The sequence below is a fragment of the Phaeobacter sp. A36a-5a genome (assembly GCF_037911135.1).
GTDB classification, from domain to species: domain Bacteria; phylum Pseudomonadota; class Alphaproteobacteria; order Rhodobacterales; family Rhodobacteraceae; genus Phaeobacter; species Phaeobacter bryozoorum.
In genome coordinates, this window is record NZ_JBBLYU010000002.1 from 471,985 (window position 1) to 485,600 (window position 13,616).

At 61.3% G+C, this 13,616-nt stretch carries 12 protein-coding genes; 8 read left to right on the forward strand and 4 right to left on the reverse strand.

Going from position 1 to position 13,616, the window contains the following annotated elements:
- Nucleotides 1-45: 45 nt before the first annotated feature.
- The 3 genes from WLQ66_RS12925 (at nucleotide 46) to rlmH (ending at nucleotide 2,584) form a co-directional block, all read left to right on the forward strand.
- Nucleotides 46-1,446: a mechanosensitive ion channel family protein gene (locus tag WLQ66_RS12925; RefSeq protein WP_340546749.1), complete on the forward strand. Its 1,401-nt coding sequence runs from the start codon at nucleotides 46-48 to the stop codon at nucleotides 1,444-1,446.
- 214 nt (nucleotides 1,447-1,660) lie between these two features.
- Complete coding sequence (gene rsfS / locus WLQ66_RS12930; protein WP_340546750.1) at nucleotides 1,661-2,029, forward strand: ribosome silencing factor; 369 nt, start codon at nucleotides 1,661-1,663, stop codon at nucleotides 2,027-2,029.
- Nucleotides 2,030-2,113: 84 nt separating this feature from the next.
- On the forward strand, nucleotides 2,114-2,584 hold the full coding sequence (rlmH, locus tag WLQ66_RS12935; RefSeq protein WP_340546751.1) for a 23S rRNA (pseudouridine(1915)-N(3))-methyltransferase RlmH: 471 nt from the start codon (nucleotides 2,114-2,116) through the stop codon (nucleotides 2,582-2,584).
- Between the two features lie 46 nt (nucleotides 2,585-2,630).
- Here the strand turns inward: rlmH and WLQ66_RS12940 are convergent, their stop codons facing one another.
- Both WLQ66_RS12940 and WLQ66_RS12945 read right to left on the reverse strand, forming a co-directional pair.
- The gene (locus tag WLQ66_RS12940) at nucleotides 2,631-2,999 is read right to left on the reverse strand and encodes a hypothetical protein (protein WP_340546752.1); all 369 of its coding nucleotides are present in this window, start codon (nucleotides 2,997-2,999) and stop codon (nucleotides 2,631-2,633) included.
- A gap of 36 nt (nucleotides 3,000-3,035) precedes the next feature.
- A complete protein-coding gene (locus tag WLQ66_RS12945; RefSeq protein WP_340546753.1) occupies nucleotides 3,036-3,788 on the reverse strand; it encodes a DUF599 domain-containing protein in 753 nt (250 codons plus the stop codon).
- A 91-nt stretch (nucleotides 3,789-3,879) separates the two neighbouring features.
- Between WLQ66_RS12945 and WLQ66_RS12950 the strand changes: the two genes are divergently transcribed.
- The 5 genes from WLQ66_RS12950 (at nucleotide 3,880) to WLQ66_RS12970 (ending at nucleotide 9,523) form a co-directional block, all read left to right on the forward strand.
- A complete protein-coding gene (locus WLQ66_RS12950; RefSeq protein WP_340546754.1) occupies nucleotides 3,880-5,328 on the forward strand; it encodes an FAD-linked oxidase C-terminal domain-containing protein in 1,449 nt (482 codons plus the stop codon).
- 86 nt (nucleotides 5,329-5,414) lie between these two features.
- Entirely contained in the window at nucleotides 5,415-6,515 is a 1,101-nt protein-coding gene (locus WLQ66_RS12955; RefSeq protein ID WP_340546755.1) for an FAD-binding protein, read from the forward strand.
- A gap of 3 nt (nucleotides 6,516-6,518) precedes the next feature.
- Entirely contained in the window at nucleotides 6,519-7,853 is a 1,335-nt protein-coding gene (gene glcF / locus WLQ66_RS12960) for a glycolate oxidase subunit GlcF (protein WP_340546756.1), read from the forward strand.
- 128 nt (nucleotides 7,854-7,981) lie between these two features.
- A complete protein-coding gene (locus WLQ66_RS12965) occupies nucleotides 7,982-8,821 on the forward strand; it encodes a trypsin-like serine peptidase (RefSeq protein WP_340546846.1) in 840 nt (279 codons plus the stop codon).
- Between the two features lie 243 nt (nucleotides 8,822-9,064).
- Nucleotides 9,065-9,523: an Hsp20 family protein gene (locus WLQ66_RS12970; RefSeq protein ID WP_340546757.1), complete on the forward strand. Its 459-nt coding sequence runs from the start codon at nucleotides 9,065-9,067 to the stop codon at nucleotides 9,521-9,523.
- A 91-nt stretch (nucleotides 9,524-9,614) separates the two neighbouring features.
- Here the strand turns inward: WLQ66_RS12970 and WLQ66_RS12975 are convergent, their stop codons facing one another.
- Both WLQ66_RS12975 and WLQ66_RS12980 read right to left on the reverse strand, forming a co-directional pair.
- Nucleotides 9,615-11,804: an esterase-like activity of phytase family protein gene (locus WLQ66_RS12975; protein WP_340546758.1), complete on the reverse strand. Its 2,190-nt coding sequence runs from the start codon at nucleotides 11,802-11,804 to the stop codon at nucleotides 9,615-9,617.
- 135 nt (nucleotides 11,805-11,939) lie between these two features.
- Entirely contained in the window at nucleotides 11,940-13,415 is a 1,476-nt protein-coding gene (locus WLQ66_RS12980; protein WP_340546759.1) for an NAD-dependent succinate-semialdehyde dehydrogenase, read from the reverse strand.
- Nucleotides 13,416-13,616: the final 201 nt, after the last annotated feature.

A 13,616-nucleotide genomic window follows, 5' to 3' on the forward strand; every position in this document is an offset into this window, starting at 1 on the left:
TTTTGGCAGGTCTCTATCGGCATCCTGAAAAGCAGGAGGCGCGTCATGGAAGAACTGGAACTGCCAGCAACGGTGGTCACGCTTTGGGATCAGATCCTGCATGTCGTGGAGTTGGGGCTGACGCCCGGCTGGCGGCAGTATCAGATCGCCATCATCATATGTCTCTTCATCGTCGCCTATGTTCTGAGGCTCGTGACGCAGCCGGGCTGGGACCGCTGGGCCAGATCCAGAAGCGGCTGGCCCAAGTGGCGCTTGCGGGTTCTGGTGCAGGTACTGCGGCGCATCACCCTGATTTACTTCGTTATTCTTTGCTGGGGCACCTATGTCGTCATGCAGCAGATGACCTGGCCCTCGCGAAGTTACCTGATCGGTGTTGCGGCAACGCTGGGGGTGGCCTGGCTGATGATCGGGTTTCTGGCCCGATTCGTGCATAACCGGACATTGCGCCGTCTGGTGACATGGTCGCTGTGGATCTACGCCACGCTGGTCGCGCTCAACCTTGTCGATGACGTGGCGCAGTTCCTCGATGGGGTCGCGCTGGATATCGGGTCCATGCACCTGTCGTTGCTTGCGGTCCTGAAAGCCTGTGTTCTGGGGGCGGTGCTGCTGACGATGGCGCGGCTCGGGACGCAGGCCGCAGCCGGTGGCTTGCGCCGGAACGAGGATATCTCGCCGTCGATGCAGGTCCTGATGGGCAAGGCTGTGCAGGTTGTGCTCTATGGTTTGGCTTTGCTGTTCAGCATTCGCGCCATCGGATTCGATCTTACCGGGCTTGCAGTCCTGTCCGGCGCGATCGGTGTCGGTATCGGGTTCGGCCTGCAAAAAGTAGTGTCGAACCTGGTCTCGGGAATCATTATCCTGATGGACCGGTCGATCAAACCGGGTGATGTGATTTCGCTGGGCGAGACCTTTGGCTGGATCAATGCGCTTGGCGCCCGTTACGTATCCGTGGTGACCCGCGACGGGCGTGAATATCTGATCCCGAACGAGGATTTTATCACCAGCCAGGTGGTCAACTGGTCCCATTCGGACCGATTCGTACGGCTCGATCTGAATTTTGGCACCGGTTACAATGATGACCCGCATGAGGTGCGCCGCGTCGCCATCGAGGCCACAAAAACGGTGGGTCGGGTGCTCAGCGGTGGCAAGCGTGCCCCCGTCTGCCACATCGTCGGCTTTGGCGACAGCAGCGTGGATTACGTCCTGCGTTTCTGGATCAGCGATCCGACCGGCGGTCTGACGAATATTCGCGGCAATGTCTATCTGGCGCTCTGGGACGCCTTTAAAGGCGCAGGAATCTCCATACCTTTCCCACAACGGGAAGTGCGCGTCCTGAACGACGCACTGCCGGTCGCAATGCAGGATACGGAGGCACGGCGGGGCGGCGGCACAGTGGATGGTTCGGGGGCAGGCCCAGAAGCCGCCGCGCGGCCAATTCAGGACTGACATCACCCGGCCGCCCGACCATGCGTTTCGCGCTGCTTTCACGCCTGCACAAGACGCATAGCCGCCGACCATCAAGCTTCATTGAAAAACCGCTTGTAGCTTGCTACATTAACTCAACCCCAGCGCCGGGGGACCGGCGGCGCGCTACAAGGAGGACAATGTCCTGTCACCCGAACCTCAGGCGGCCCCAGATGCTGGTCGCGGAGTGGCCGTAATGGCTACCACATCACAGCCAACCAGCGACGAGCTGCTGGCGCGTGTTCTTTCCTCGCTGAATGACGACAAGGCCGAAGATGTTGTGCAGATCGACCTGCGCGGCAAAACGGCTATTGGCGACCATATGGTCATCGCCTCGGGTCGCTCGACCCGTCAGGTGGCGTCGATGGCTGAAAAGCTGGCCGACCGCCTGAAGCAAGACTATGGCATGGTCTGCAAGGTCGAAGGCAAGGACACCGGCGACTGGGTGCTGATCGATACCGGCGATATCATCGTCCATCTGTTCCGCCCGGAAGTGCGCGAATTCTATCAGCTCGAAAAAATGTGGCTGCCCGCAGGCACGTCACCAGCCCAGAGCGAGAACTGATCCAGCGACGGGATCCGGTTCCAAGAGATCGGTCCGCGCAGCTCGTCCTTTGCGTCTGGCGCGGACCCGTATCGAAAGTTCCTCATGCGACTCCATTTCTGTGTGGTCGGGCGCCTCAGGGCCAGCCCGGAAAAGCAGCTGATCGACGATTATTTCGAGCGTTTTGACCGTACCGGTCGTGCGCTGGGTCTGGGTCCCTGCCGGATCGTTGAAGTTGAGGACAAGAAAAACGCAGGCATGGCCGCTGAGGCGGAACTGCTGCGCAAGGCAATCCCCAAGGGGGCTGTCATCTGCGTGTTGGACGAGCGTGGCAAGCTGCTCAGCTCGCCGGATTTCTCCAAACGTCTGTCTGATTGGCGCGATACCGGCCGTCAGGATGTTGCCTTTGTGATCGGCGGGGCGGACGGCATTGATCCGAGCCTGCGCGCCGAAGCCGATTTTTCAATTTCATTGGGCAAGATGGTCTGGCCGCATATGCTGGTGCGGGTGCTGCTGGCAGAACAGGTCTATCGTGCCGCAACCATACTGGCGGGCAGCCCCTATCACCGGGTTTAGCAGGCGCAGAGCGTCTGGTGCGCAGGCACCGGCCACCGCGCGGTGTTCAGCATGAGGTGCAGGTCAGGCGGAGCGTATATGTTGTCTCAGCCCAGCCGTCGACATTGCAGCGCGCCTGAATGAGGACGCTGTCCAGCCCGTCTGGTATCGCCACACCGGCCAGTGATCTGGTGAATGGCTGTTCGTTGACATGCGGATGCGCCAGTTCCCTCAGGCCAAGCACATTCCCGTCTATATCGAGCACCCGCCAGCCGTCGGCATAGTGACCCCAGCCGGTATCGGGGTGGCGCAGGGTGACGCTGATGCGCCAGCTGCCAGCTGTTTGCTGCGCGGCAGCATCAGTTATTTGCGGATCATCGGCCAGCGCCGACGCAGGCAGGCTTACCGCCACGAGCAAGGCGAAGAGTTTTGTCATGGCGCAAGTATAGGTCCGAAGCCTGCCGCGGTAATGTCACAACTCTGTGTTGGCAGCGGATCCTGAGGGTTCGTTTAAGGGTGGGGTCGCGTTTGCCGGGACCCGCTGCAGAATCTGGCGGGACTGCGAGGCAAATTCCCGCCGATAAAGCACCGCAAAGGTCACGATTGTCGCCGCAACCAGCGCCCATGGTCCGATCAGCCATGCGACGGCGGCGAGCGCGAAATAGGTGGACCGCATGGCGCGGTTGAAACTGCGCGCGGCCGTGATGCTCAGGTCTGCTGCCTGTCGCGCGCGGGGATAGGCACGGGGGTCGGCGTCGGTATTGGGCACAGCGGCCATCAGCACAAAACAATAGCCGAACAGACGATGCGCCCAGACATATTTCAGGAACGCATTGGACAACAGCAACAGCACCAACAGGATTTTGACTTCCCAGACAAAGGCAGGCGCGCTCTCCAGACTGAGATCCTGCGCCACACCGGCCAGTTGATCGGTATTGCCGATCAGTGCCAGTCCTCCGCCGATGGCGATCATCGAGGCAGAGGCAAAGAACGCGCTGCCTTGTCGCAGATTTGCGATCAGCTGGGCGTCAAAGATGCGGGGATCACGCTGCACCATCTGATTCATCCAGGCATGGCGGAACTCGGCCATCAGGCCAGAGACCGAGGGATGCTCCGAAGTGGCGTGTTCAATGCGCCAGCCGATGCCGATCCAGCAGAGCATCAACAACAGGCAGGCCGCCAGATCTAGGGGCGAAAACAGGGCGATACGGTCAAGCAGTGTCATGGCTCGACCCTACCTCCGGAACTCGGGGCTTGCCAGATTGGATAATTGGTAATATTAGTTTACCAAATTTAGCAATCCACAGGAGAGCCCCATGGAGATGCCAGCCCCGGATCAGACCGTCCTGTCGCGCAAGGCTGAACTTGTTTCGCGTCTTTCTGCCGTGCTGCCTGCGGATGCGCTGGTCGAAGATCCCGCAGAGACGCGGGCCTACGAATGTGATGCGCTGACCGCCTACAAATGCCCGCCGATGCTGGTGGTGCTGCCGCGGAGCACGCAAGAGGTCTCGGATGTGCTGCGGATCTGCCACGAGGCAGGCGTGCCGGTGGTCCCGCGCGGGGCCGGGACGTCGCTGGCCGGCGGGGCGCTGCCAACGGCCGATTGTGTCCTTCTGGGCGTCGCGCGGATGAACGCGGTGCTGGAAACGGATTACGACAACCGCATTATCCGGGTGCAAACCGGCCGCACCAACCTGAGTGTTTCGGGCGCGGTGGAGGAACAGGATTTCTTCTATGCTCCTGATCCGTCCTCGCAGCTGGCCTGCGCCATCGCCGGCAATATCGCGATGAACTCCGGTGGCGCGCATTGTCTCAAATACGGTGTGACCACCAACAACCTCATGGGTGTCACCATGGTGATGATGGATGGCACCGTGGTCGAGATCGGCGGCGCCCATCTGGATGCGGGCGGGCTGGATCTGCTGGGGGTGATCTGCGGCAGCGAAGGGCAGCTGGGCGTGGTGACCGAGGCGACCCTGCGGATCCTGCGCAAACCCGAAGGCGCGCGCCCGGTGCTGATCGGTTATGACAGCAACGAGGTGGCGGGGGCCTGCGTCAGCGATATCATCAGGGCAGGGGTTCTGCCGGTTGCGATCGAATTCATGGACCGGCCCTGCATCGAGGCCTGCGAGGCCTTTGCCAAGGCGGGTTACCCGATGTGCGAGGCGCTGTTGATCATCGAGGTCGAAGGCAGCGATGCGGAAATTGACCTCCAGCTGAGCCTGATCACCGAGATAGCCCGTTCGCACAATCCGGTGGAGCTGCGCGAGGCGCGTGACAGCGACGAGGCCGCGCGGATCTGGCTGGGCCGAAAATCGGCCTTCGGGGCGATGGGGCAGATCAACGACTATATGTGTCTGGATGGCACGATCCCTGTCACCGCGCTGCCGCTTGTCCTGCGCCGCATTGGGGAAATGAGCCGGGAGTTCGGACTGGACGTCGCCAATGTGTTCCATGCGGGCGATGGCAATATGCACCCGCTGATCCTGTTCGATGCCAACAAGCCCGGCGATCTGGAGACCTGCGAAGCCTTTGGCGCCGAAATCCTGAAGCTCTGTGTGGAGGTGGGCGGATGCCTCACCGGAGAGCATGGCGTGGGGATCGAAAAGCGCGATCTGATGCTGCATCAATACCGGCCCGCCGATATCGAGGCGCAGCTGCGGGTGAAAGATGTGTTCGATCCGAAATGGCTGCTCAACCCGGCGAAAGTGTTCCCGCTGTCCACAACGCAAAGCAGACGCGCGCCCGCAATCGCGGCTCAGTAACAGATGGTAGTCGACAGGCCCCGATGCGGGCATGTTGCGGGGGCCTTGCCCCCACACCCCCAGAGTATTTTTGAAAAGGTGAAATCATGACACCTCAGAGTGAGGCCGAACTGGCCGAGATTATTGCGGGGGCCAAGGGGCCTTTGAGTATCCGAGGCGGCGGCACCCGCGGTATCGCCGACAACGGCGCGCCGCTGTCGGTCGCGGGGTTGAGCGGTGTCACCCTTTACGAGCCGGGAGCGTTGACGCTTGTTGTGCAGGCGGGCACACCGGTTGAGGAGGTGAAGCAGATCCTGGCAGGTGAAAACCAGCGCCTCGCCTTTGAGCCGATGGACCATCGCGGACTGCTTGGAACCGATGGCGCGCCCACTATGGGCGGTGTGTTTGCCGCCAATATCTCCGGTCCCCGCCGCATCCAATGTGGTGCGGCGCGCGATTTCCTGTTGGGGGTGCGGTTTGTGGACGGCCGCGGTGACGTGCTTAGCAACGGTGGCCGGGTCATGAAGAATGTCACCGGCTATGATCTGGTCAAGCTGATGGCCGGTGCCCATGGCACTCTGGGTGTGCTGAGTGAGCTGTCGTTGAAAGTCCTGCCCAAGGCTGAAGCCTGCGGAACCGTAGCGGTTGACGTCGCCGATCTGGCAACAGCAGTGGCGGCCATGTCGGTTGCGCTGGGCTCTCCTTATGATGTGACCGGGGCCGCCTATGATCCGGATGCGCGAAGGGCCTATATCCGGCTTGAGGGGTTTGAGGCCTCCGTTGCCTACCGTGCCGAAGCCCTGGCGAAGGAGTTGGCTGGATTTGGCGCCCCGGAGATCTCTCTTGGTGAGAGCACCGCATTGTGGGAGGGGGTTCGCGATGTGGCAGCTTTCCACGACAAACCGGGCGATGTCTGGCGTATTTCGGTGAAACCCTCCGACGCGGTGGCGCTGGCGCCCGCACTGCGGGCGGAGGCTTTGCAGTTTGACTGGGGCGGCGGGCTGATCTGGGCGCTGGTGCCCGAGGGGACTGACCTGCGGGCGCGGATCGGCGTGCCAGGCCATGCAACGCTGGTGCGGGCGTCTGCTCAAACCCGGCAGCAGCTGGGACAATTTCATCCGCAACCTGCCACGCTTGGCGCGATATCTGCGGGGCTGCGCCAGCAGTTCGATCCGCGCGGCATTCTTAATCCGGGACTGATGGGGTAGATCATGCAAACCACGTTTACCGAAGAGCAACTGCGCGATCCCGGCACCCAGCGGGCCAATGAGATTCTGCGGACCTGTGTGCACTGCGGCTTTTGCACGGCAACCTGCCCGACCTATCAGGTTCTCGGCGATGAGTTGGACAGCCCGCGCGGACGGATCTATCTGATCAAGGACATGCTGGAGAACGAGCGCAAGCCCGACGCCAAGACGGTGAAGCACATCGACCGCTGCCTGTCCTGCCTCGCCTGCATGTCGACCTGCCCGTCGGGTGTGCATTACATGCATCTCGTCGATCACGCCCGTGCCTATATCGAAAAACACTATGACCGGCCCTGGAGCGATCGTGCCCTGCGCTGGCTGCTGGCGCGGATTCTGCCCTATCCCGGCCGCTTCCGGCTGGCGCTCGTCGGGGCGAAGCTGGCACGGCCGTTTCGTGCATTTGTGCCTGACGCGCGATTGCGGGCGATGCTGGACATGGCGCCGAAGCGCATTCCGCCGGTCAGCCGCAACGATGATCCGCAGCGATTTGCACCAATTGGACCGCGCAAGAAACGCGTGGCCCTGATGACCGGGTGCGCGCAGAAGGCGCTCAACACCGATATCAATGATGCCACGATCCGCCTGTTACGCCGTCTCGGCTGCGAGGTTGTCGTCGCCGAAGGGGCGGGGTGCTGCGGGGCGCTGACACATCATATGGGTCGCGAAGACGAAAGCCATGCCACCGCTGCCAAGAACATCCGCGCCTGGTGCACAGAGATGGACTGGAAGGGCCTCGATGCGATTGTGATCAACACCTCCGGTTGCGGCACGACGGTGAAAGACTACGGGCATATGTTCCGAAATGATCCTCTGGCGGCAGATGCGGCGCGGGTGTCGGCCATTGCCATGGACATATCGGAACTGCTGATGCAGCTGGAACTGCCAGAAGGTGAGGACAAGCAGCTGACCGTGGCCTATCACGCGGCCTGTTCACTGCAACATGGCCAGCAGATCAAAACCCACCCCAAGACCCTTCTGAAGCGGGCAGGTTTCTCTATTGTTGAACCGGCGGATCCACATCTGTGCTGCGGGTCGGCCGGAACCTACAATCTGATGCAGCCGGAAATTTCGGCAGAGCTGAAGGCGCGTAAGGTCAAGACGCTTGAGGCGAAGAAACCGGACCTCATCGCGGCCGGGAATATTGGCTGCATGATGCAGATCGGATCGGGTACCGAGCTGCCTATCGTGCACACTGTTGAGCTGTTGGACTGGGCGACAGGCGGCCCCAAGCCGCGCGCGCTCCAGCTGGGCGGTAGCGTCACTGACACACGGGCCGGTGAGATCCCGATCTTGCGCTGACGCGGTCGGCAAGAAGCCGCCGCAGGCGCTAAACTGCCCGGGTGCATTCCACGTCCGCTTGCCGTAATTTTGCCCCAAGCAGTGCTTACCCTCGGAAGCGAGCGATTGGGACATGGGGCGGCGAAATGATGAGCGCGGGAATACGGATCAGGCAGCTGGTGCTGTCGCTCGCAGCTGCGCTGTCGAGCTTAGCTGTGCCCTCGGCAACGCTAGCCGATGACAGCCGTCTCCAGCGCCTCGAAACCACAGAGGCGGGCCGTGACTGGCAGGCGGTTGGTCGGCTGGACGTCAATGGCGAAGGGTTCTGTACCGGTGCGCTGATCGCGCCGGATCTGGTGCTGACGGCAGCGCATTGCCTCTATGATCGCGACAGCCGCACCCGGATCGAGCCGCAGACCATCGAATTTCTAGCCGGGTGGCGCAATGGTCGGGCCTCGGCCTACCGCAGCGTGCGTCAGGCGGTGATCCATCCAAGCTACATCTACGATGGCAAGGTGTCGACCGACAGGGTGCGCAACGATATCGCACTCCTGCAGCTGCAGAGACCGATCCGCAACACCACTGTGACCCCGTTTGAAACCGATCAGCGCCCGGAGAAAGGCGCCCGGATTGGCGTTGTCTCTTATGCGCATGACCGATCGGAGGCGCCGTCGCTTCAGGATGTCTGTGCCGTGATGGCCCGGCAGGAGGGGGTGCTGGTGATGTCCTGCGATGTGGACTACGGCTCCTCCGGTGCGCCGGTGTTTTCCTTTGATGCCGGTCGGCCCAAGATCGTGTCGGTCGTCTCTGCCAAGGCCGAGGTCTCAGGCCAGCAGGTTGCGCTCGGGGCCGCCCTGGCTGAGGAGCTGGCGCTGTTGCGCGCGCAGCTGGCCGGAAGCCGGATCGGTGGCCAGATGCCGCCCGGTGTCGGGCGTGTAACTGTGGGCGAACGGGGTACGACCTCAGGGGCCAAGTTCATCAAGCAATGAGATTTCGCGCCGCTGGCCGCAGCCGGTCGGTAGATCGGCGGTTCAGGCGCATTTCGGCGGCTGTCGGCAACCGGATGAAAGCTGAGAAATTTGTGCGCCCCAGAGGGTGGACGCCCTCTTGAACCGGCAATTCCAGTCCTTATCTCAGTGCTGTTCGGATCGCCGATGAACGGGGTCCGACGCTTCAGACGCCCGTCCCGATTGGGAGGGCAGGTTGAAATCGCTCACTGATGAGGATGACACATGCGTAGTTTTGATTTTGCACCGCTGCACCGGGCCACCATTGGCTTTGACCAGATCGCCGACCTGATGGATCGTGCACTCAGCTCTGATGTCGCGCAGCCGAGCTATCCCCCTTACAATATCGAAAAAACCGCCGCTGATGCCTATCGGATCTCGATTGCCGTTGCGGGCTTCTCCGAAGCCGATCTGGGTGTCGAGGTGAAGGAAAACGCGCTCGTCGTTTCGGCCAAGAAATCCGAGGATGACAGCGACCGCACCTACCTGCATCGCGGTATCGCGACCCGCGCGTTTGAGCGCCGGTTCACCTTGGCCGACCACGTGCGCGTCACCGGCGCCAGCCACTCCGACGGGATGCTGCATATCGACCTGCAGCGCGAGGTGCCCGAGGCGCTGAAACCGCGCCGGATCGAGATCACCTCGAACAAGACCCGCGAATTGGACGCCAAACCGGTCAACTGATCCGCGCTGATCGCTGAGTTCGGTCAATCCAGAAACACAACAGCCCCCCGGATCCGCCGGGGGGCTGTTTGATTTTGTGTCGGGAGTCGGCTCAGTTCACCTTGAGCTGGCTGACCATCCCGATAGAGAAGAACATCGTCTCGCCGGAGGCATCATCGACGCCGTCGTTGTCCGTCACGACAAAGCCTTCTCCCTCGGCAGTGATCGCGAGGCCTTCGACCTTGTCCAGCACGTAGCCACCGGTTGCGGTCAGATCGGGCAGCAGATCGCGGACCAGCTCCTTGCTGACAACCGGCAGATCGCCGCCCAGCGGCGCAGGCTGCATCTCAGCCAGCGGAATGCGGTAGATCTTCTTGGTGATGGCGCGGAAATCATGCTGGTTGTCGCGTTCGATCACATAGACATAATCGCCATGCGCCACGATCTCCGACAGGCCGGTCCAGCCGGTCTGCGGCTCAGCCTTGGGATAATGGACCGCCCCCCATTCCTTGGTTTCCAGATTGTAGGCCACAAGTTTGACGTGGTTCTTGGGATCGTCTTTCCACTCGCGCTGAACCGCCATCCAGAGCGTCTCGCCGATCCTGGTGATGCCTTCAAAGCCAAAGCGTTTTTCAACCGCCATCAGTTCGGCGGGCAGACCGATTTCACCCGTCTTTGCCTTTATCAGACCATCCTTGGAGACGTGATAGATCGCGTGCGGGATGACGCGATCACTGCGGCCTTCGGAGGCCACGTAAAAGCCGCCTGCGCCGTCAAGCGTAATGCCTTCCAGATCCAGTTTCTGGGCGGGGTTGCCGTCCTGCCGATGGATGCGGATCACATCGACGATGCGGGCCGGTGTCTGGCTGGGGTCAATCTTGAAGATCGAGGGCTGGAAGCCATAGAAACTGTCGTTGACCGCGTAGATCATGCCATCGGCATCCGCGACCATGCCCGATAGCGCGCCCCAGCCGATCAGTTCATCCGCCCCGGCAGAGGTCAGATGCGGATAGACCGGCGCGCCATCCTGTAGCGCGTACATCATCACGTGGGCGCGGGGGCCCTTGTCGTCGATCAGGTCCTTTTCATTGGCGGAGACCAGCAGATTGCGCTCAGGCAGTACAGCGTAGCCTTCCGGGCCGACGCCCGAGGGCAAGAGCTGTGTCAGCACCGGGTTGGCCAGATCGCTGACATCGTAGACGCCGACAACAGACGCCCGCTCAGCCCCGACAAATACATAGGGTGTGCCGTCGAACTCCGCGAAGATCACGCTTTCGGGTTCCACTCCTTTGGCGTCAGAGCGTTTGTCAGGGTAGTGGCCGATCTGCACGATTGCATGTTCGAAGGAAGTGCCACTGTCATAGACGACGGTGCCGTCCTTGTTAAAGATCGTCCAGCCACGCGATCCGCCCTGATAGTCGCCTTCGTTTGCGGTGGCGAAATGGGCGTCATCAATCCAGGTCACCGCATCCGGTTCGCGCAGGCGACCCGTCTGGTTCTCCTCAAAAATCAGTGCACCGCGTTCGTCCGTGGCGTCGATACCCTCCAGATCGACAGCCCCTGCCGAGAAATGGTTCACGATCTCGCCGTCCCTGGAGACGATCACCAGATGATTGTTCTCCTGAAGGGTGACGACGGTTTCCCCCAGCCCATTCACAGAGACATACTCTGGTTCCGGGTCCTCGCCTGCGATGTCAGCAAGGCCTGTCAGGCTCACCATCTTCATCGACGCGCAATCAAGGCCTCCCTCGGTGGTATTCACCAGCACCAGATTGCCCGCAGGCATCTGCGGCAGCATACCATCATTCAGATCCTCGTCCCGCTCGTTTTCGATCGCCACGGCGAGGAAGGCGCCATCCTTGGACTTGGCGAGTGAATCCGGCTGACCACCCAGGTCGCAGGATCCGGTTTCAGCGCCTGTTTCCGTGTCAAAGGATGTCAGCAGACCCGAGGGCTGCGTGTAGCTCTCAGAGGTGTTCACGCCCACATAGGCCGTGCTGCCAACAACCGCGACCGATGTCGGCTCACCCGGCAGGGCGATATTGCCCTTGGGGGACGGATTGGACGGGTCGGTGATATCAATCAGCCCCAGCGCGCCCAGCGGGCTGTCGGTATAGACCAGCGTCATGCCATCCGCTGTGACGTCGATGATCTCGGGCGAGGTCTCGCGCGTCTGATCCTCACCGGCGGCCATATTCTGGACAACGGGAAAGGCCGCGACGCGGTTAAAGGATTTCTCTGCCTGGGCGACACCAGCGGTGAGGGCCAGCACAGAAGTCAGGCACATGAGGCGCGGAAACATCTGCTACTCCGAAAGTTGGACAATTGACTGCCCATGCTCCTGCCCGTTCTGCCTAACGGGAATGTGACGGTTCGATGTAGTTTTGATGATGCAAGAAGGCCCCGACAGCGATCTGTCGGGGCCCTATGTTGCGGATCAGACCGACATGCAGATGTATTTCATCTCCAGATAGTCCTCAATGCCATGGTGGCTGCCCTCTCGGCCCAGCCCCGATTGCTTGACGCCGCCAAACGGCGCCACCTCGGTCGAGATGATGCCGGTGTTAACGCCGACAATCCCGTATTCGAGCGCTTCGGCCACCTTGTAGACCCGGCTCAGATCCTTGGCATAGAAATAGGAGGCAAGGCCAAAGATGGTATCATTGGCCATCTCGATCACGTCGTCCTCGGTCTCGAATTTAAACAGAGGTGCCATCGGGCCAAAGGTTTCGTCCTGAGAGAACACCATATCCTGTGTGGCGCCGGTGATGATCGTCGGCTCAAAGAAGGTGCCGCCCAGCTCCGAAGGATTGCCGCCCAGGATCACCTCTGCGCCTTTCTCCTTGGCATCGGCAATATGTGCCTGCACTTTTTCAACAGCTTTCTGGTTGATCAGCGGCCCGAACTGTGTGCCCTCTGTCAGGCCATCACCAACCGTCATCTTGGCCACGGCCTCCTTCAGCTTGGCAGCAAAGGCGTCATAGACACCGGCCTGCACGTAGATCCGGTTGGCACAGACACAGGTCTGGCCGTTGTTGCGGAATTTGCACATGATCGCGCCTTCGACAGCCGCGTCGAGATCGGCATCGTCAAACACGATAAATGGCGCGTTGCCGCCCAGTTCCATCGAACATTTCATGACGGTATCTGCCGCCTGCCGCATCAGGATACGACCAACCTCGGTGGAGCCGGTAAAGGTCAGCTTGCGCACGGCTTTGTTCTCGCAGAACTCCTTGCCGGTCTCAGACGCATTGGAGGAGGGGACGACATTGAACACACCAGCAGGAATGCCGGCGCGCTCCGCCAGAACCGCCAGAGCGGTCGCCGACAGCGGGGTCAGCTCGGCGGGGCGGGAGACAAAGGCGCAGCCAGCCGCCAGCGCCGGGCCCGCCTTGCGGGTGATCATCGCATTGGGAAAATTCCACGGCGTGATGGAGGCTGCAACGCCGATCGGCTGTTTCAGAACGGTGATGCGCTTGTCACGCTGGTGGCCCGGAATAGTCTCGCCATAGATGCGTTTGGCTTCCTCGGCGAAAAACTCGATGAACGATGCGCCATAGGCGATTTCGCCGCGCGATTCCGCCAGAGGCTTGCCCATCTCGGCGGTCAGGATCACCGCCAGATCCTCCTGGTTTGCCATCATCAGGTCGAACCATTTGCGCAGCACGCCCGCGCGCTCCTTGCCGGTCCATTTGGCCCAGTCCTTCTGCGCGGCCTCTGCCTGGGCGATGGCGCCTGCCACCTGGCTGCGGCTGACATCGGCCACCTGCGCGATCACATCGCCACGGGCCGGGTTGATCACGTCGAAGGTGCCGTCGTCGCCATCAACGAACTGGCCGCCGATATAGGCCCGGCTTTCCAGCAGGCTGGGGTCTTTGAGCAGGGATTTCAGATCTGTAGTCGCGTCAAGCATGGCTTGCCTCCCGGATGTCGTTTGCTGGGAATGGAAATCAGCTGTCACTTGATATGTCCAGAAAGAGTGATGAGTCCAGAATTTGATCAAATATACCGGCGGTATGTGGCTCGCTATTGCGCCGCCGGTTGCCGTGGGCCGTTTGACATGTCCGACCCAAGGTAGTCAGGTAGGGCAAATACCAAAAAAGGGGAGGTCCGG